Genomic DNA, 17,743 nt, shown 5'->3' on the forward strand with positions numbered 1-17,743 from the left:
AATGGGTGTGTCTCGTGGGACTCGGGTTATTTGTGCCGTGCGCCCGGACCGGGCGCGAATGCCTGCGGCTGTGATGCAGAAACGGCGAAATTGGGTGAGGTTCAGGTGAGCCGTTCACCGTTGCTCGTGCTGGGAAATCTGCCAGCTAACGCGTTGCCCTCTGCTGACGTGCCCAGTTCAGGACGTCGTCACGCAAGTAGCGGCATTGGGAGCCGAACTTGTGGAAGCGGGGACCGGTCGCCCGGCCGGACTGCGCCAGCCACTTCTCGGAGACATTGAGATAGGCCGCCACCTGCTTCCTCGTCATGTAGGGCGATGACGGCAGAACGGGATCCGACGCGTAGTGGGGTTCGGTCGAGTAGTGGCTGTTCAAGATTTCCTCCCGGAAAAGTACAATTTGATTGGCAACTTAGCTGTGTAGAACAACGAAGGCTCAGGACGAACTCTGATGGTGCCTTCGGTGTTATTGATTACGTTAACGGCCTAACCCCTGGAAAAAGGGATAAAAAGAACAGTCGCTCTGCCAGGCGACCTGTGTTATCCTTCGGGCATGAACCTTCGCCAGCTGCCACCGCTGGGTCCAAACGTCAAGTTCCTGGGCCAGAATGCCGGGCCGGATGAGGACCTATGCATCCGGGACGGCATCGAGCTCCAACGGCTGTTCGGACGCTACCGTGTAGACAACCTTCTGGTCGAGATCAGCTGGGTCGTCGACCATCCAATGGGCAGTTTCCGTGAGCCCCACGAGTTGAAGATCGAATTCGACGCCGAGCATTTCGGCACAGAGGTTGTTGCCGGGGGGTCCTCTCAACACGCTGCCCCGCTGGACGGAATCACCACGACCCTTTTGCGTTCGATTCCCATGGCACACGCGCGGGCTCTCATGCGTGACCGTCACGAGCAACTATCGGTGGCTTCCATCAAAGATGAAATAACTCCGCTACCGGCCCGCGTCGAGTCGGAAGCCGACTACGTCCATGTCTCGTGTGCCTATGTCGCATTAGGTTCCTGCTCGGTGGAACCGATCAAGAGACTTGCCGAGTGGACCGGGGAGAGTGTGGACACGTGGTCGGCCAGACTGCGGCGAGCTCGAGCCAAAGGAATCCTCGAAGGCCGGGGCCGCAACTCGCGGATTGCGCCGTCCTACTTCAAACAATCGAATGAAATCTGGTCGACCATGCGCAAACGCAAGGACACTTCCGATGGCCGTCACTAAGCTCTCCAGCGGCAGGAAGCGCTGGCAAGCAGACTGGACCACCCCAGATGGACGTCGGCACCGCAAACGCTTCTTCACCAAGAGGGAGGCCGAGGATCATTGGCACGAGATGACGCGCGCCGTCCGAAGCGGCACGTACATCGACCCCAAGGCAGCGACCAAGCTCACCGTCGATGGCCTCTATCAGGAGTGGATCCAAAGGATTTCCACAATAGGCGCAACTGGCCGCAAGCCGGCGAGCCCCAAGACTGTGGACAACTACAAGCGCTGTTATGAGAACTACGTGGCTCCGCGCTGGGAGTCGACGCCAATCAACCAGGTGCGATACGACGATGTTGCGGCATGGGTCGTCAGCCTCAAGGGCCGGGACGGGAAGCTTGCTGGTGTCACCACAAGGCGCGAAGTAGGCCTGTACTTCGGGCGGCTCATGAACCACGCCGTCAAACGACGCCTGCTATCAGCCAACCCGGCGAAGGATGCCCTAGGCCAGACAGATTACATACCGGCACGGGTCAGGCAGCGTACGCACGTGTATCTGACGATGCCTCAACTCGCGGCGCTTGCCACAGCATGCGAAGGCTTTGAACTCATGGTCATGCTTGCCGGAACGTGCGGCCTCCGGTGGGGTGAGATCACGGCCCTTACCCATGGTGACCTCAAGTTGGGCGCGAAGCCCAGCTTGACTGTGGGCAAGGCCTTCTCCGAGATTGGAGGGCATCTGGTCCTCGGCCCCACCAAGAGCGGGGAAACCCGGGCTGTGCCTTTGCCGAAGGTTGTGGCCGAACGTCTTGCAGCAACTATCGGATCCGCGTCCCCTGAAACACGGGTATTCAGCGGCGGGCGAGGAGGGGCGCTCCACAACGGCACCTGGACCAAGCGTCATTACTCGCCGGCCATTGCGCGCGTCCGGGCTCAAGATCCAGACTTTCCCCGCCCAACATTTCACGACCTGCGCCACACAGCTGTCAGCCTAGCCATCAGCTCAGGCGCCAATGTCAAGGTTGTCCAGCGAATCGCCGGGCATGCGAGCGCTACGATGACGCTGGATACCTATGCTGGCCTTTTTGATCACGATCTCCAGGACAGCGCCGAACGTCTGAACCGAGCCTTGGAAGAGATGAACTGGAAGTAGGGTCGTCACTTTTTCGACACCTGCAGAGTTCGGATCCCTTTGCTTGAAAGGCTATTGGTTCTCCCTCGTAATGAAAAGGTCATCAGTTCGATTCTGATAGGAAGCTCAGAGAAAAAAGCCCCGCCGGCTCGTTGAACCGGCGGGGCTTTTCGTTTCCGAGGCCTAGGACAGAGCCGTCCACGCTTACTTGTGATGGAAATATCGAACATTCGCCCAAGTCATTGAATTGTTCAAAATATAGGACATTTGGAGTGTTGAGCCGTATGATCGTTATATGGAACATTCCGATGAGTTGACACCGTTTTACCGGGCCGTCGACGCCGCCTCCCTAGGGCGATCCATCGCTGAGGCACGCAAAGAGGCCGCACTCACCCAGCACGAGCTTGCCGTGAGACTGGGCGTCACCCGCGGCACCATCGTGCGCCTTGAAGCCGGCGAAGCAGTCTCCATGGTCGTGGCTATGCAAGCCATCAGGGCCGTGGGCCGCGACGTGGCCCTGGTGCCGCGCTTTTCGAAGCTGCAGGTTCGGCCATGAGCCCCCGCAAGACCCTTGATGTGTACCTGCGCGGGGACCGAATCGGTGAGCTGCGCGGCAACGGCCTCAAGCTGTCCTTCCAGTACGCCCCGCAGGTGCTGGCCGCCTACGGTGCCGGGTCCATCCTGCTATCACTGTCCCTGCCGCTGACCAGAAAGCGCTTGGACGGGGTGGAAGTCTACAACTTCTTTGACGGTCTCCTGCCCGAAGGCCAGGTCCGTTCCAACCTGGCCAAAGAACACGGTGTCACCGTCCCGGACGCTTTTGGGCTGCTCCGCGTCCTGGGCGCCGACTGCGCCGGGGCCGTCCAAGTCCTGCCGCCAGGGGAACCCCCCGCCCGGGAGGACGCTGCAGCGCCCATGACCGCAGAAGAGGTCATCAACGTGGTCGAATCCCTGCCTACGTGGGACCTGCCGGAGCATTTCCTGGTCACTGCGTCCTTGGGCGGCGTCCAGTCCAAGGTGCTGCTTTCCCAACATGGCGACGGCTGGGCCTGGCCAGGCAGTGGTTCGGTGTCGACCCACATCATCAAGCCCGAACCACTCGAGTCCACCATCCCGGAGCTGCTCCCCGCCGAGGACTGGGCTTTGCGGACAGCAGCCGCGGCAGGGCTTCCCGCGGCCAAAGCCCATCTGGAAAGCTTCGGATCCCGTCGGGCCATCATCGTGGAGCGCTTCGACCGCACAGGCGAGGGCAGCCGGTTGCACCAGGAAGACTTCACCCAAGCCTTGGCCCTGGCCAGTGAAGCGAAGTACGAAGGCACCACCGCACCGCCCTCGCGCCTGACCCGGCTGGTCAACGCCGCGGCGCCGCACACCCGCGACGAGGCCGCGTTTCGCCGTGACCTGTTGCGCGCCGTGACGTTCAACCTGCTGATCGGCAACGGCGATGCACACTCCAAAAATTACTCCCTCATGCTGCGCGACGGTGGAGAAGTGCTGCTGGCTCCGCTCTATGACGTTGCGCCCACCCTGCTGCTGTACCAGCCGAGCGGCCTTGCCGGGCACGCCGTCAGCGGCCAGATCCGGCTGGGCTACATCACCTTGGAACATCTGGTCGCCGAAGGGGCAGCCTGGGGCATGGACGACGACGATGCCCGTCAGACAGTGGCTTCAACACTGGAGAGGGTGGCGGCAGCGGCGGCGGAAACAGCGCCACCTGAGTCCCTCGGCTTCCTGTCCGAGCTCATCGCGGTCCGCGCCCAGGACCTACTGAACGGCGGCACAGCTAGGCGGGTCCTGGCGCCGAAACTCGAGTAGACGTTCCGCCCCTCCTGAGTGACCATGGCCTCCACCCATCCGGGACGGCTTGGAGTCGCTCCTCAGCGGCGGCTAGTTGAGCGGGCGTGGCTCCCACGGGGCCACGCCCGCTACGGTTGCCGGATCCATCAGCAGCGAAGAGCGCATACTCCGCCCACCGCTTCCGGCCCACGGGGTAGCGTTCGCCGTAGCCGCCTGCTGCAACGCCAAGGACCAGCTCCTCCATGCGGGACGCTTCGCTCTCGGCGGTCTCGTCACAAGCATCGCAACCGCAGATAGGGAACGCAAAGTTGTGCAGCGCACCGGCGTGGAGCACCACCCCCGGAGAACAGGTCACCACGAACGTCAGCGGAGCGGCGAGCGGGTCCCGAGGGGTCAGCCGCGCGACGTCGATCACCTCAGCGATGTTCATGGCCGCATCCGCCGCGTGCGCCGGATCCCAGCTGACATCGACGTCGTACTCGCTCTCCAGATACTCAACCAACGCCCGGGCCACCGTATGGAGCCCTTCAAACCGTTCCCTGTGAGTTTCCACGCTGTAGGAGTCCTCAGGTGGGCTATCTGCGCCCCATCGGTTCCCGTATCCGATCGCTTCGCCGTCAGCATTGCGATAGTCACGTGAGGGCAGCTCCGGCCGCACAAAAGGTTCACGGAATTGCCCACTGGGAACCGGCCGCAATTCGGGGAGCGCGGGGCCGTCCGGCTCGTCGGCCGCCCACTCCGTAAGGTGCGTGAGGAGGCCGGCCACCATCCCGTCGTCGGCCTCCCCCAGACCGTCCATCAAGCGGTCCACCGTGATCATCATGTCGCGGTCGCCTACTTCGCGGGATCCGTCCGCCATCACTGTCCAGTGCGCTTCCGGCCGCATGGCCGCAATGACGTTTCCAACGAAGATGGTGGCGGCTTCATTGAGGCCAGGGTCGCCCGGGATGCCGTCTATGTTGGTGCGCAGGAATGCCAGCAACGCGCTCACGTCGGAGGCAAGCTGCCCTGCGGGAACTCCTCTGCTTGCGCAGAACGCCACGAAGGGCGCGTACCCGGCAAGGTGCTTGACCGGGGCTGCGTCCTCCGCCGCTGGCCTATATTGAGCACTCCGTCGAGACAGCGCCGTCTGTCCTTTCAGCACGGCTTTGTTGGAAAGCGGTGCTGACAATCCAGATGCAGGCCCACCAAAAAGATCTTCAATTTCCCCCATGGGCAACATCCTAGGGCCGACCCGGATGTTAGTGGCCCAGCCGGGACATCAACACGGCGACGGCGGCGGAGACTCCCCCGGCCAGCGAACCTTCCAGCTCGAGAGCGAAGAACGGCGAATGGTTGACGGGGATGGGACCAGGCCCTTCATGTCCGTCCAGCGGTGCGCCACCGAACATCCAGAACACGGACGGCACTCCGATGGCGGTGCCCAGGTGCCCAAAGTCCTCGCTGCCCATCATCGGTGGGGTGATTTCGACGGCCTCATCCCCCAACGCAAGCCGCATGGCCTCAACAACGGACGGAACGGCGTCGGGATCGTTGAAACATTGCGGGAAGCGGTACATCTCCTCGATATCCGGCCGCGGCGCCCCGGAGGCGGCGGCTTCGGCCTCGATGATGCGTCGAACGGCGGCGAGGACCTGGCCGCGGACATCCTCGTCGAATGTTCGGATATTGAGGGTGAACTCGGCCAACGCCGGGATGATGTTTTCCTTGAGGCCCGCATGGAATGTCCCCACCGTCACGACGGCGGACTTCCGCGGGTCCAACTCGCGGGACACAATCCCCTGCAACCGCGTGACCATGTGGGCGGCCATCACGATGGGGTCGATGGAATCCTGTGGCTGGGAGCCATGGGACTGCTGGCCGTGAACCGTGACCCTGAGCGAATCCGCCATGGCGGCTACCGGCCCACTGGAAATCGCAACCGTACCTACCGGGCGGGGCATGACATGCTGCCCGAAGATCACTTCCGGCCGCGGCGCTCTATCCCACAGCCCGTCGTCGAGCATTGCCAAGGCACCGGCGGCAGTCTCCTCGCCGGGTTGGAAGATCAACACCAGCGTTCCTGACCAGGCATCCCGGTTGCCCGCAAGCAGTTCGGCGGCGCCCAGCAGGCTGGCCACGTGGGTGTCATGGCCACAGCCGTGCATGACCGGGACTACCGTGCCGTCCGGCAGTGTGCCTGTATCCCTGCTGGCGTAGTCCAAGCCGGTAGCTTCCTCGATGGGCAAGCCATCGGAATCGGCGCGGAAGGCCACCACGGGTCCGTCGCCGTTTCGCAGGATTCCCACCACCCCGGTGCCGCCGCAGCGGAAATGCTCAATGCCCAGGCCGTCCAGTTGCTCCTCGATCAGGGTAGCTGTGGCGAACTCCTGCATGGAGAGTTCCGGATGTGCGTGAAGGTGCCGGTACAAGGCATGTAGTTTGGCGGTCTGGCTGGTATCGAGCTGGAGGGCGGTAGCTGTTGACGTCATGGGTCCTGTCTTCCTGGTGGATGCGGGCTTGTTCCGGGCGTTGCTACTCGATGTGGATAGGCTTCGCCTCGGCAATGGTGGACTTACCGCGGAAGAACCATGCCAGCAGGATGGTGCCCAGCACAGCGATAGCGGTGGACACCATGGCGAGCGAAGGCACCAGCGGAAGCACGACGAACACGACCACGGCCGAGATCAACAAGGCGAACACAGTAGTGCGGGGCTGCTTCATGGAAACGATGGCCTGCACCAGTACGGCTCCCAGGACGGTGGGCAGCACGTACAGCCGGGTGACGAGCAGCACCGACGGCGGGATGACGCTGATGAGCCAGCTGCCCAAGAGACCGACGAAGATCGCCAAGGAGACCAAGTGGACTACCGCTGCGCCGCAGATAGCAACGACGGCGGCAAGTTCCGCCCGCTTGCTGCCCGGCTTTGCGCCGATGTTGGTTTGGGCGATCAGTGCCGCCGGCAGGAGCTTGTTGGAAATGTTGCCGATCATGAACGCTTGGTACATCGCTGCCGGGCCCAGGATCGGGTAGTACGTGAGCGGCTCGACGATCCAGATGATGCCGAATGTTGCGGCTACTGCCGCGAAGGCGATCCACAGCTGGGCGGGTGCAATATCCAGCCCGGTAGCGAAAACCAGGTACAGCGGACCCGCCACGGAAACCAGGAGGCCTGCGATCATGGTGATCTGGCCCCAGCGGGACGTGGTGCGGCTGAAGTCCGCCATGGCGGTGTTGTTGGCGGTTGGAGCAGAAGTGATGGAAGACATGGGGTGTTCCTTTCGGACCTAAAGAATGACGACGTCGGCAGGCGGCTTAGGCGCTGACGGCCAGGTAGGCGGCACTGAGGCCAATGACGATCGAGATTCCGAGCCCCCATTCCCGCAACCAGCTCTTGCCGATTTTCTTGGCCAGCAACAGGCACGTGCCCATGACCGCTGCGGAGACTGCGAAGGACAGCACATGGATTCCAGATTTGGGCAGCTCTGTGAGACCCAGGCAGGAGAAGGCACCGATCAAGGCCGCCGCAGGGACGATCGCCATGGCTGCTGGATTCACCGAGCGGATCTTGGCGTCACCCTTGCGCAGCAGAGGCGTCAGGATCAAGGTAGCGAGCATCCACATCGCCCCGCCGATGCTCATGGCAAAGAACGCCACCGCGAAGACACTTTGCGTGTAGCTGGCATCGCCGAGCTTGGCTCCCATGGAACCTGCTGCGATGCCCGCGGCCGAAACATCGTAGGCAGCCGAGCCGATCAGGCCGATCCGGGACAACACAGCCGGTGCCCCGAAGAGACCCAGCAAAGCAATGGCCACCAGCGATACCGCCAGGGAGGGACCGATGGCCGAGACAGCGCCTGAGCGGAACGAGGTCCTGATGTCTTGCACACTCATGTCCACTGAGGGAGCAGCGCGTCGGGCTGCCTTCATGAAGATGACCGATTGGATGATGATGACGCCAAAGACGCCGGCCACGCAGATCCAGAGGACGGGATTGTTGGCAATTGCCATGATGTCGGTGGAGTCGGTGGGTGCTAGCGGTTGAAGAGCCAGGGGTTGGTGCATGGGAACCTCCCAGGTGTTGGCCCCCGGCAAGCCAACATCCGGACGACGCTGTGCGGTATGTGGTGCCGTGGGGCAAATCCTTACCCATCGACCAGATCGGCCAGTGGGTTACCAACACCCTCTGCTATGAGCCGGATCACACACAATAGCTGACGGAATCAGCCTCAGAAGTGGCCGAATTGTTCAAAGCTTGCCATTGGTTGATTCGGGGCTTCCCCCCGTCAAAGTGACCCGGCACACTTTCAGGCAGTAGCAATCCAGCAAAGGAGCACCATGTCTGACACCCTTGGCGAGCTGTCCGCCGTCGAACTTTCCGCAGCCATTCGCCGGAAGGAAGTCTCGGCGCGCGAAGCGTTGACCGAACACCTGGAGCGCATTGCCGAGATTAATCCCGTAGTCAACGCAGTGGTCACCCTCGACGCTGAAGGTGCACATGCCCTGGCACACCGGGCAGACCAGCTCACAGCATCCGGAGCGGAACTGCCACCCCTTCATGGGATTCCCATGACCCACAAGGACACCAACAACACAGCCGGGATGCGCACCACCCAGGGCTCACTGGCCTTGCGTGACTTCATCCCCGACGCCGATGACCTCATCATTGCGCGCCTGAAGGCAGCCGGCGTGGTCAGCACCGGAAAGTCGAACGTCCCCGAGTTCGGCGCCGGCTCCCACACGTTCAACGAGCTCTTCGGAACCACCACCAACCCCTACGCGCCAACATTGAGCGCCGGCGGCAGCAGCGGCGGAGTGGCCGCCGTCGTCGCATCCCGCGTCCAGAGCATCGGCGACGGCAGCGACATGGGCGGATCACTCCGCATTCCGGCCTCCTTCTGCAACGTGGTGGGTTTCAGGCCGTCGACGGCGGTCATCCCCATGCCGTCCGACGTCAACGCCTACGCGTGGCTGGGGAGGACAGGGCCCATGGCCCGGAGCGTGGAGGACATTGCCCTGTTCATGTCCGTCACGGCGGGAAAGGATCCCCGCGTTCCGCATCCGGCCGGCCTGGACCCGGAGGTATTCCGATCCACCTTGGAAACCGACATGCGCGGTGTGCGAATCGGGTGGTCCCGCGACTTCGGGATCGGGGTCCCGGTGGACCCGGAGATCGTGGATCATCTTGAGCGGCAACTGGCCATCTTCGAAGATCTCGGAGCGATTGTGGAGGAAGCCACCCCGGATTTCAGCGAAGCGGACCTGGTGTTCGGCAATACCCGAGCCCTGGACTTCGCCGCCGGCCTCGGACCGATCCTGGAGCGTGCCGGTGACGTCATCAAGCCTGAAGTCCACTGGAACGTTGAGAAGGGGTTCGCGCTGACGGCGCGGGATGTCATTGAGACCGCGGCCGCCCGGACCCGGCTGGAATTGAGTGTTCAGGACTTCTTTGGACGGTACGATCTTTTCGCCAGCCCCTGCGCCCAGGTTCTCCCCTTTGACGCAACGCTGCGGTACCCCGCGGACATTGCCGGGACGGCCTCGGAGACGTACTTGGATTGGATGCGATCAGCCTGCCTCCTGTCCGCAACCGGCCTGCCTGTGCTCAGTGTTCCCGCGGGATTCAGCTCTGCCGGACTACCTATCGGCCTGCAGCTCGCCAGCAACCATTTCACGGACATGCAGTTGCTTCGCTATGGCCGCGCGTTCGAGCAGCAGACGGGGTACGCCGCCGTCGCCCCTGTTGTCTCGGCCGGCCACAAGCCGCTCACGACTGTGAGCGCATGACCCTGCCACCGCGCTTCCTCGCATCAAGGAGGATCGAAACATCCACGCCAGCGGCGTTTTGTGCCCACTCCGAGGTGGTGATGAAGCGGTAGAGCGCAGCCATGTCCTCCACGGTCACGTCCGCCATGATCTGGTAATTGCCTGCGATCGCAGCGGCATAGCGAACCGTGGGAAGCTCAGCCAAGCTCTTCCCCACGTGTTCAACATGTTGCGGCGAGGCACGGATCCACAGCAGCGCTTCAACGCCAAGGCCAAAGGAAGCGGGCTCTACGATGGCCCGCAAGTGGACCTGGTTGTTGGCAAGCAACCATTCGCTGCGGCGGCGGGCAGTTGCCTCTGAAACGCCCACCCGGCGGCCTAAAGCCTCAAAACTCATCCGGCCATCGGCACACAGCGCGTCCACGAGTTCGTTGTCCTGGCGACTCAAATCCTGCCGCGGCACCAAGGCACCCGAATCCTGGGTGAAGGTGGAGCGGAGTGCCTCCGCTTTGTCGGCGGTGAGAATCTCCGGCCGCCAACCGCGGATGGTCCGGAAATACCGAAGCACGGGGTAGCTGGTGGAATCGCGCAAGCCAAGCGTGGCCGGCAGCTCGTCAGAGAGGACCTCCGCCATGCGAGAGGGTTCAGTGAGTACCTCAGCTACACAGTCACCGGTGCCGGTGGTGGTGTAAACGAAAGTGGTGTCGGAGCGTTGCGAGAGTGCGTGAACTGCGGCACGTACCGTCCCGGGCATGCACCGCATTTCCACCAGCACTACCGACGGCTTGGGCCGGATGCCCACCACAGCCACCGCACCGGATTCCAGCAACTGCGATCCCCTGCGGGCAACAGTTCGTTCGGCTTCTCCCAGGACGGCGGCAATCTTCCGCCACGGGCAGCGCGGATCCAGTTGCAGGGCAGCCACAATCTGCCGCTCCAATGCGTCAAACACCACCATGCCAACTCCGTCCGTCTGCGTCGCTCAATTTCATCACGGACACCGGCGGCGACGCGTCGCGGACGCGAGTGGCGTTGACGAGCGTTAAAGGCAGGTGCCCCGCACCCATGAAGGGTACGGGGCACCAAAGTGAGACTTCGCGTTTAGGCGAAGTCGGAGACTGCCGGGTCCGGGCCGATGCGGCCTTCAGCACCACGGTCCAGGCCGTTGATGGCCTCCACGTCGGTAGCGTCCAGCGTGACGTTGAGGGCCGCGAAGTTCTCCTGGATGCGGGACTCCGTGACGGACTTGGGGATCACCACGTTGCCGATGGCCAGGTGCCAGGCGATGACCACCTGAGCCGGTGTGGCGTCATGCTTGGCGGCGATCTCAGCCACGGTAGCGCTTTCAAGTAGCTCGCCGCCTTGGCCCAGCGGCGACCAGGCCTGAGTCAGGATTCCCTTGGACGCGTTGAATTCGCGCAGATCAGCCTGGTTGAAGAACGGGTGGAGCTCCACCTGGTTGATGGCCGGAACAACACCGGTCTCATCGATGATGTGCTGCAGGCCTTCCTTGGTGAAGTTGGAAACACCGATGGACTTGACCCGGCCGCGCTTTTTCAGCTCGATGAGGGCCTTCCAGGTGTCAACGTACTTTTCCTGCTTGGGCTGCTGCCAGTGGATCAGGTACAGGTCCAGGGTCTCCAGGCCGAGGCGGTCCATGGACTCCTCAAAGGCAGCGAGAGTGGATTCGTAGCCCTGGTCCGCGTTCCACAACTTGGTGGTGATGAAGATTTCCTCGGCAGAAAGACCGGAGGATGCAATGGCGCGGCCGACGCCTGCCTCGTTGCCGTAGATCTTGGCGGTATCGATGTGGCGGAACCCGGCTTCAAAAGCCTGGCGCACCACCTTTTCGGCTACATCGTCTTCAACTTGCCACACCCCGTAGCCGAGCTGGGGGATGGTGTTGCCGTCGTTGAAAGTAAGTGTTGGTGACGAAGTCATGCCTGCCATCCTGCCAGCCCGCGGTTATCAAAAGCGCCGAATATTACGCAGATAAGCTATGCGCTTAACTTCTTGCGCGCAGGGAATAGAAGCGCACGCCGGTAGTTGCGCACGCGCCCCATTGGGATGTGAGGGTCAATCTCCGAGTTGGCGCTCAGCGTCGGCTACCTGCTCGAATACCGACTCCGCCCGGCGCCGAACCGACAACGCGCCAACAGGGACGGGCCCCACGGCCAACCTCAACATCGCCGCAGCCTCAGCCGTAGTGGCCAACGAATTTCCTGCCTTGGACAGGGCGCGGTGGACTCCCGCTAGTGCTCCCGGGACATCCAGACCATCACTCGGGGACCGCTTCTGGGCCTCGACACAGATAGTCCTCACCCGTACCGACAATTCGGCAAGCTCGTTGGCTATCTCCACCAGCTCGTTATAGAGCTGCTCATCATCAACACCCTCAAGGACCTGGTGGTACCGGTCCAGTCCCCGATGGAAACGGTCATGGGCGCGGCGCCACAAGCCCTTGCCAAGCTCCACATCGTCTTTCCGTCCTTGACGGACGGCCCCAAAGAAACCCACGTGCGAACTCAGAGGTACTGACCCGGACCGTGGTCGGGGTCTTCCGGTCGGCCTTGCGGAGCAGCGCCGCCAGCACCCTGTGCGGCAGCCCGCTGCGGTTGGCCGTTTTCGCCGATCACAATGCCCGGTGCGATGACAGTTCCCGGCGGGAGTTGACGGAGCTGCATCTGCGCTGCAGCGTGTTCCTTGGCCGCTTGCTGCGCCGCAATTGCCGCCTGAATGCCATGGAACAAGCCCTCCAGCCAACCAACGAGTTGTGCCTGCGCGATGCGAAGCTCCGCATCGGAGGGCGCTTTATCGTCAGGGAAAGGCAAGCTGATTCGCTCCAGTTCCTCAATGAGTTCCGGAGCCAGCCCATCCTCAAGTTCCTTGATGGACCGCTCGTGAATCTCGGCAAGGCGATTGCGGGCAGCGTCGTCCAATGGTGCGGCTTTCACTTCCTCCAGGAGCTGGCGGACCATAGTGCCGATCCGCATCACCTTGGCGGGCTCGTCCACAAGATCGTGAAGGCTACCTCCCTTGGGTTTGGCATCCTTGGCCACCCCTTCCGTAAAAGGCTCCTGTCCGGCGGGCTTCTCAAGGCCCTCGTCCAGCGTGGTTCCCTCCACAGGGGTGTCGTCCGAAGCCTCATCCGTGGGCTGAATGTTGTTCAGATCGCTCATCCGTTCATACTCTCACGCGCTTCACGCGAACTTCTGTCCCAGCCCCGATTTTGGACTTCGTTCGTAGCGAAACCTCGTTCCGGCCGCCGCCTCAGCAGCACCTGCCCTGCGGGTTGCTGTCCTGCCGGTCCATCCGGTCCCGCCAGAACTCGCGTTCAGTCATGGCGGGCCCGGAATGGCCGCTTGCTTCGAAATGCTCAAGGTACTTCCGGTACGCGTCAGCACCCATGAGCGAGCCCATATAGGTGGCGAAGCCGCGGAGACCCTTCACTACGGTGTTCATCAGCGGCGTTCTTCAGCAGTTGTGTTGTTCATCAGTGGTGGCCGGCCTTCTGCGTCCGTTTCTCCGCAGGCAGGGCGTTCCACTCTGCGAGCAACTTTTTCTCGGCAGGAGTGGGGAACAACCCCGCCGGTGCGTACACCTTGGACGGCACCGCCGGGTCTTCATGATCCTGGCCGCCACCCGCGCGGATTGCCTTGACGGTTGCCAGGAGGGCGGCGACGATCACGATGATGCTCAACGTCACGAAGATGACCGAAAGTACGCCTTGGATCATGGTGTTGCGGACCACGGCTTCCATCGCGGCGACGGTCTTGGCAGTGCCGAACTCCGTCTTTCCATCAGCCAATGCCTTGGAGAACGCCTGGTTGTTGGCGAAGTAACCCACGGCCGGGACCGGCGAGAAAATCTTGTGGAAGCTGGCGGTGATGGTCACAACAGCTGCAAAAGTCAGCGGAACAGCTACGATCCACAGCCATTTGAACACTCCACGCTTTGCAGTGATGGCAAGGCACACAGCCAGTGCAATGGCTGCCAGCAACTGGTTGGCGATGCCGAAGAGCGGGAACAGCGTGTTGATGCCACCCAGCGGATCAGTGACGCCCATGAGGAGCACGGCACCCCACGCACCCACCATGATGGCAGTGCACAGCCAGGCACCAGGACGCCATGAGGCTTCCTTGAACTTGGGAATGAAGTTGCCGATGGAATCCTGAAGCATGAACCGGGCGACGCGGGTTCCTGCGTCCACGGCGGTGAGGATGAACAGTGCTTCGAACATGATGGCGAAGTGGTACCAGAAAGCCATCATTCCGGGTCCGCCGATGAACTGCTGCATGATGTGGGCCAAACCGACAGCCAAGGTGGGAGCGCCGCCCGAACGGGAAATGATGCTCTCCTCGCCCACGTCCTTGGCAGTCTGGGCCAGCACGTCCGGGGTGATGTTGACGTTGGCCAAGCCAAGGCTGTTGACCCATTGCGCCGCAGATTCCACGGTGCCGCCGGTGAGTGCCAGGGGTGCGTTCATGGCGAAGTAGATGCCACGGTCGATCGAGATCGCGGCTACCAAAGCCATAATGGCCACGAAGGATTCCATCAGCATGCCGCCGTAGCCGATAAAGCGGGTCTGCCGTTCCTTCTCGATCAGCTTGGGGGTGGTACCCGAGGAGATCAGGGCGTGAAAGCCGGACAGGGCGCCACAGGCGATGGTGACGAACAGGAAGGGGAACAACGCCCCGGAGAAGACCGGGCCGTTTTCCCGGCTGGCGAACTCGCTGAACGCCGGGACTGTGATCTCCGGCCGCACCACAATGATGGCGAGCGCGAGCATCACGATCACGCCGATCTTCATGAAGGTGGAGAGATAGTCGCGCGGAGCCAGGAGCAGCCAGACGGGCAGGATTGCGGCGATGAAACCGTAAATGATGATGCCCCAGGCAATGGTGACCTTGTCCAAGTGGAAGAAGGCTGCACCCCACTCGGTACCGGCAACAGCGCCGCCTCCGATGATGGCTGCCATCAGGAGCACGAAGCCGATGATGGATACCTCCATCACCTTCCCCGGCCGGATGAACCGAAGATAGACGCCCATGAAAAGCGCGATGGGGATGGTCATGCCCACAGAGAACACGCCCCAAGGACTTTCACCCAGGGCATTGACCACTACCAAAGCAAGGATGGCCACAATGATGATCATGATCAGCAGCGTGGCCACTAGGGCTGCCGTACCGCCGATGACGCCGAGTTCCTCCCGCGCCATCTGGCCAAGTGAACGGCCACCACGGCGCATAGAGAAGAACATGACCAGGTAGTCCTGCACGGCGCCGGCGAGAACGACGCCGATGATGATCCAGATAGTGCCGGGAAGGTAGCCCATCTGAGCCGCAATGACAGGTCCAACCAGCGGTCCGGCACCGGCAATGGCGGCGAAGTGGTGCCCGAACAGCACGTTCCTGTCAGTGCGGACGTAGTCCTTGCCATCAGCCTTGTACTCAGCAGGAGTAGCGCGGCGGTCATCCGGCTTGAGCAAGTAGCGCTCAATGACCTTGGAGTAGAAGCGGTAGCCGATCAAGTAGGTGCAAACGGCCGCGAAAACGAACCAGATGGCATTGACGGTTTCGCCGCGCACCAGTGCGAGCATGAACCACGCCACCGCTCCCAGCAGCGAGATGGCAATCCAGAGACCAATCTTGACCGGGGTCCACTTACGTTCCTCCGCTTCACGCACGGAGTCCTCCACAGCCGGAGGAGGCAGCGTGGGATCCAATCCTTCCGCAAGCTTGGATTGGTCAGAAATCTTGCCCATATCTCCTCCTTGAGAACTGCTGCGGTGACGGATGGTGCGGTGGGGGCCGCTGCGTCGGGTACTTCTCCTCACCTTAACAACCGACACGGACAGGATAGGGCCGTACACGGCAAACGTCTGCAGGTACGCGGTGAACGGTCACTACCCTGCGCCGGACGTCAGCTCAACCGTTTGGGAGCAGCTTGGCTCGATCCCCCGTTTGCCTGGCCTTGCACCATGCGGGCCTCGCAAAGATCCAACCACCGGACTTCCGCTTCGGCCTGGAAAATCAAGGAATCGAGCACCAGCAGCCACGCGGTATCCGAGGACCGCTGATTGGCCGAGACGGCTTTTCTGGCCTGCGTGTGCTCTTGCAGGGCCTTGACAGATACTTCTCTTTGGGACTGAATCACCGCAGAAGTGTCCACGCCCGGAAGGGTCACTGCGAGCGCCAACTTGATGGCAATCTCATTCCGAGGAGGATTGCCCCGGTCCACTGCACCGGCGAACCACGCTTCGACTTCCCCAGCCCCGGCGTCAGTGATGCTGTAGATGACGTGCCCGCCGCCGTCGTCGCCGTCTTTACTCACCAAGCCGTCGCGCTCAAGCCTATCCAAGGTGGTGTAGACCTGGCCGATGTTCAACGGCCACGCGGCGCCCGTGCGGTCTTCGAATTCGACTCGCAGCTCGTAACCGTACCGCGGCTGATCCTGGAGCAGGGCCAGCAGGCTGTGCCGGATGGACATGTGGCTCCTCGCTGCAGTGGGTCGAATGGACGGCGGGCGAACGGGCTTACTAGAGGAGCAGGAGGACTTTGCCCACGTGCTCGCCGGAGTCGAAGTACTGGTGTGCTTCCTGGACTTGCTCAAGGGGGAAGGACTTGGCCACCAGGGGCCTGATCCTGCCATCGGTCAGCATGGGCCAGACGAACTCGCGGACGCCAGAGATGATGATTCCCTTTTCAGCCACCGGTCGCGGCCTCAGCGCTGTGCCAATGACAGCAGCCCTCTTGCTAAGGAGTTGCCCGAGGTTGATCTCGGCTTTTGCGCCACCTTGCAGGCCGATGACGATCAGTCGGCCATAGTCTGCGAGAGCATCAATGTTCTGTTGCAGATATTTGGCACCCACGACGTCGAGGATAACGTCCGCGCCTTTGCCTCCGTTGCGTGCCTTGAGACTTTCAGCGAAGTCCTCTTCGGCATAATTGATGGCGATATCGGCGCCGAGGAAGGCCTTGGCTGTACCGACTTTCTCATCCGTGCCGGCCGTGGTTGCCACGTGCGCGCCATAGGCCTTGGCCAGTTGGATGGCCATGGTGCCGATGCCGCCCGTTGCACCGTGGATGAGTACAGTCTCGCCGGGTTGCAATTGTGCGGTCATGATCAGGTTCGAATACACAGTGGCTGCAACTTCAGGCAGGGAAGCCGCAGTTATCAGGTCCACGCCTTCGGGCACCCGCAGGACTTGCTCGGCCGGAACTGCCACTTGCTGGGCGTAGCCGCCACCAGACAACAGTGCCACCACTTTGTCTCCCACGGAGAACGCTTTAGTGACGCCGGGGCCGAAGGCGGCTATGCGACCGGAAACTTCCAGGCCCGGAACTTCCGATGCCCCCGGGGGCGGCGGGTAGAACCCTCTGCGCTGCTGGACATCGGCGCGGTTCAGTCCCGCGGCCACGACGTCGATCAGGACCTCGCCCTCGCCGGGCACCGGAGAAGGGACCTCGCGGATTTCGAGGACTTCGGGCCCGCCCGGCTCTGAGATGTAGACGGCTTTCATGACGAACTCCCGGTTTCTTGCTTGTCCTCCAGACCCCGGGGCAGGGGCTGGAATACGTGATGTTTTGGAACAGCCAACTCCCTATGAAACACTACTAGGCGAGGAAGGTTGTCCGAGCGGCCTAAGGAGCTGGTCTTGAAAACCAGTGTGCGGTAACCCCGTACCAAGGGTTCAAATCCCTTACCTTCCGCAAAGGCGGGACCCCCGGTTAGCGAAAGCTGCCGGGGGTCCTACTTTTTTGGGCCCTTTGTCGGCCTCGTTGCCCCATCGCTGGGCCCTGCTGCGCCGTGGGCCACCTCACCGCCCGGTAGTGGGGTTCCCATCATTCCCGTTCTTGCCGCGGGTTGACCG

18 protein-coding genes and 1 tRNA gene are annotated in these 17,743 nt (G+C 62.2%); 6 read left to right on the forward strand and 13 right to left on the reverse strand.

The features are described from left to right. Positions 1-145 precede the first annotated feature (145 nt). Entirely contained in the window at positions 146-373 is a 228-nt protein-coding gene (locus MOD31_RS00395; RefSeq protein WP_250819577.1) for an AlpA family transcriptional regulator, read from the reverse strand. A 177-nt stretch (positions 374-550) separates the two neighbouring features. Here MOD31_RS00395 and MOD31_RS00400 point away from each other — a divergent pair, with 177 nt between their 5' ends. From MOD31_RS00400 to MOD31_RS00415, 4 genes are all read left to right on the forward strand, one after another. Next, positions 551-1,216, forward strand: coding sequence for a hypothetical protein (locus MOD31_RS00400; protein ID WP_250819578.1), 666 nt, complete (start codon positions 551-553; stop codon positions 1,214-1,216). Beyond that, on the forward strand, positions 1,203-2,348 hold the full coding sequence (locus tag MOD31_RS00405) for a site-specific integrase (protein WP_250819579.1): 1,146 nt from the start codon (positions 1,203-1,205) through the stop codon (positions 2,346-2,348). Before MOD31_RS00400 ends, MOD31_RS00405 begins: the two co-directional genes overlap by 14 nt. 274 nt (positions 2,349-2,622) lie before the next feature. Next, positions 2,623-2,883, forward strand: coding sequence for a helix-turn-helix transcriptional regulator (locus tag MOD31_RS00410; RefSeq protein ID WP_142936577.1), 261 nt, complete (start codon positions 2,623-2,625; stop codon positions 2,881-2,883). Beyond that, positions 2,880-4,142, forward strand: a complete 1,263-nt coding sequence (locus tag MOD31_RS00415; RefSeq protein ID WP_250819580.1) for a type II toxin-antitoxin system HipA family toxin — start codon at positions 2,880-2,882, stop codon at positions 4,140-4,142. The genes MOD31_RS00410 and MOD31_RS00415 overlap by 4 nt, the downstream gene beginning before the upstream one ends. Here MOD31_RS00415 and MOD31_RS00420 read toward each other — a convergent pair. Genes MOD31_RS00420 through MOD31_RS00435 form a run of 4 tightly spaced genes read right to left on the reverse strand, consistent with a single transcriptional unit; the run spans position 4,111 to position 8,169 of the window. Beyond that, positions 4,111-5,337, reverse strand: a complete 1,227-nt coding sequence (locus MOD31_RS00420) for a DUF6226 family protein (protein WP_250819581.1) — start codon at positions 5,335-5,337, stop codon at positions 4,111-4,113. The genes MOD31_RS00415 and MOD31_RS00420 overlap by 32 nt on opposite strands. A 28-nt stretch (positions 5,338-5,365) precedes the next feature. Continuing rightward, complete coding sequence (locus tag MOD31_RS00425) at positions 5,366-6,595, reverse strand: amidohydrolase (protein WP_250819582.1); 1,230 nt, start codon at positions 6,593-6,595, stop codon at positions 5,366-5,368. A gap of 43 nt (positions 6,596-6,638) precedes the next feature. Next, positions 6,639-7,373 carry a hypothetical protein gene (locus tag MOD31_RS00430; RefSeq protein WP_142936581.1) on the reverse strand — a complete coding sequence of 245 codons (735 nt, stop codon included), beginning with the start codon at positions 7,371-7,373 and terminating at the stop codon, positions 6,639-6,641. Positions 7,374-7,419: 46 nt separating this feature from the next. Further along, positions 7,420-8,169, reverse strand: coding sequence for a DUF5058 family protein (locus MOD31_RS00435; RefSeq protein WP_142936582.1), 750 nt, complete (start codon positions 8,167-8,169; stop codon positions 7,420-7,422). Positions 8,170-8,442: 273 nt separating this feature from the next. Between MOD31_RS00435 and MOD31_RS00440 the strand changes: the two genes are divergently transcribed. Beyond that, complete coding sequence (locus tag MOD31_RS00440; RefSeq protein ID WP_142936583.1) at positions 8,443-9,891, forward strand: amidase; 1,449 nt, start codon at positions 8,443-8,445, stop codon at positions 9,889-9,891. Here the strand turns inward: MOD31_RS00440 and MOD31_RS00445 are convergent. From MOD31_RS00445 to MOD31_RS00480, 8 genes are all read right to left on the reverse strand, one after another. Then, entirely contained in the window at positions 9,872-10,828 is a 957-nt protein-coding gene (locus tag MOD31_RS00445) for an Lrp/AsnC family transcriptional regulator (RefSeq protein ID WP_250819583.1), read from the reverse strand. The two genes, MOD31_RS00440 and MOD31_RS00445, sit on opposite strands and share 20 nt — an antisense overlap. A gap of 143 nt (positions 10,829-10,971) precedes the next feature. Next, positions 10,972-11,811: an aldo/keto reductase gene (locus tag MOD31_RS00450; protein ID WP_026005386.1), complete on the reverse strand. Its 840-nt coding sequence runs from the start codon at positions 11,809-11,811 to the stop codon at positions 10,972-10,974. A gap of 135 nt (positions 11,812-11,946) precedes the next feature. After that, complete coding sequence (locus MOD31_RS00455) at positions 11,947-12,387, reverse strand: hypothetical protein (protein WP_142936585.1); 441 nt, start codon at positions 12,385-12,387, stop codon at positions 11,947-11,949. Positions 12,388-12,395: 8 nt separating this feature from the next. After that, complete coding sequence (locus MOD31_RS00460) at positions 12,396-13,049, reverse strand: bacterial proteasome activator family protein (protein WP_142936586.1); 654 nt, start codon at positions 13,047-13,049, stop codon at positions 12,396-12,398. Between the two features lie 91 nt (positions 13,050-13,140). Continuing rightward, positions 13,141-13,332, reverse strand: coding sequence for a YbdD/YjiX family protein (locus MOD31_RS00465; protein ID WP_011773592.1), 192 nt, complete (start codon positions 13,330-13,332; stop codon positions 13,141-13,143). 31 nt (positions 13,333-13,363) lie between these two features. Beyond that, positions 13,364-15,634: a carbon starvation CstA family protein gene (locus tag MOD31_RS00470; protein ID WP_223941893.1), complete on the reverse strand. Its 2,271-nt coding sequence runs from the start codon at positions 15,632-15,634 to the stop codon at positions 13,364-13,366. Positions 15,635-15,792: 158 nt separating this feature from the next. Then, a complete protein-coding gene (locus tag MOD31_RS00475; RefSeq protein ID WP_166842880.1) occupies positions 15,793-16,359 on the reverse strand; it encodes a PadR family transcriptional regulator in 567 nt (188 codons plus the stop codon). A 49-nt stretch (positions 16,360-16,408) separates the two neighbouring features. Beyond that, positions 16,409-17,392 (reverse strand): NAD(P)H-quinone oxidoreductase, encoded by a 984-nt coding sequence (locus MOD31_RS00480; protein ID WP_142936589.1) that lies wholly within the window; start codon positions 17,390-17,392, stop codon positions 16,409-16,411. Positions 17,393-17,494: 102 nt separating this feature from the next. Between MOD31_RS00480 and MOD31_RS00485 the strand changes: the two genes are divergently transcribed. Then, positions 17,495-17,582 (forward strand) — tRNA-Ser (locus tag MOD31_RS00485). The last annotated feature ends 161 nt before the right edge of the window (positions 17,583-17,743 follow it).

This window comes from Paenarthrobacter sp. TYUT067 (assembly GCF_023656375.1).
In the GTDB taxonomy this organism is placed as follows: domain Bacteria; phylum Actinomycetota; class Actinomycetes; order Actinomycetales; family Micrococcaceae; genus Arthrobacter.

Excerpts from the sequence above, each read along its gene's own strand:
- MOD31_RS00400 (WP_250819578.1), top strand. The coding sequence starts at position 551 with ATGAACCTTCGCCAGCTGCCACCGCTGGGTCCAAACGTCAAGTTCCTG.
- MOD31_RS00405 (WP_250819579.1), top strand. The coding sequence starts at position 1,203 with ATGGCCGTCACTAAGCTCTCCAGCGGCAGGAAGCGCTGGCAAGCAGAC.
- MOD31_RS00410 (WP_142936577.1), top strand. The coding sequence starts at position 2,623 with ATGGAACATTCCGATGAGTTGACACCGTTTTACCGGGCCGTCGACGCC.
- MOD31_RS00415 (WP_250819580.1), top strand. The coding sequence starts at position 2,880 with ATGAGCCCCCGCAAGACCCTTGATGTGTACCTGCGCGGGGACCGAATC.
- MOD31_RS00420 (WP_250819581.1), bottom strand. The coding sequence starts at position 5,337 with ATGGGGGAAATTGAAGATCTTTTTGGTGGGCCTGCATCTGGATTGTCA.
- MOD31_RS00425 (WP_250819582.1), bottom strand. The coding sequence starts at position 6,595 with ATGACGTCAACAGCTACCGCCCTCCAGCTCGATACCAGCCAGACCGCC.
- MOD31_RS00430 (WP_142936581.1), bottom strand. The coding sequence starts at position 7,373 with ATGTCTTCCATCACTTCTGCTCCAACCGCCAACAACACCGCCATGGCG.
- MOD31_RS00435 (WP_142936582.1), bottom strand. The coding sequence starts at position 8,169 with ATGCACCAACCCCTGGCTCTTCAACCGCTAGCACCCACCGACTCCACC.
- MOD31_RS00440 (WP_142936583.1), top strand. The coding sequence starts at position 8,443 with ATGTCTGACACCCTTGGCGAGCTGTCCGCCGTCGAACTTTCCGCAGCC.
- MOD31_RS00445 (WP_250819583.1), bottom strand. The coding sequence starts at position 10,828 with ATGGTGGTGTTTGACGCATTGGAGCGGCAGATTGTGGCTGCCCTGCAA.
- MOD31_RS00450 (WP_026005386.1), bottom strand. The coding sequence starts at position 11,811 with ATGACTTCGTCACCAACACTTACTTTCAACGACGGCAACACCATCCCC.
- MOD31_RS00460 (WP_142936586.1), bottom strand. The coding sequence starts at position 13,049 with ATGAGCGATCTGAACAACATTCAGCCCACGGATGAGGCTTCGGACGAC.
- MOD31_RS00465 (WP_011773592.1), bottom strand. The coding sequence starts at position 13,332 with ATGAACACCGTAGTGAAGGGTCTCCGCGGCTTCGCCACCTATATGGGC.
- MOD31_RS00470 (WP_223941893.1), bottom strand. The coding sequence starts at position 15,634 with ATGGGCAAGATTTCTGACCAATCCAAGCTTGCGGAAGGATTGGATCCC.
- MOD31_RS00475 (WP_166842880.1), bottom strand. The coding sequence starts at position 16,359 with ATGTCCATCCGGCACAGCCTGCTGGCCCTGCTCCAGGATCAGCCGCGG.
- MOD31_RS00480 (WP_142936589.1), bottom strand. The coding sequence starts at position 17,392 with ATGAAAGCCGTCTACATCTCAGAGCCGGGCGGGCCCGAAGTCCTCGAA.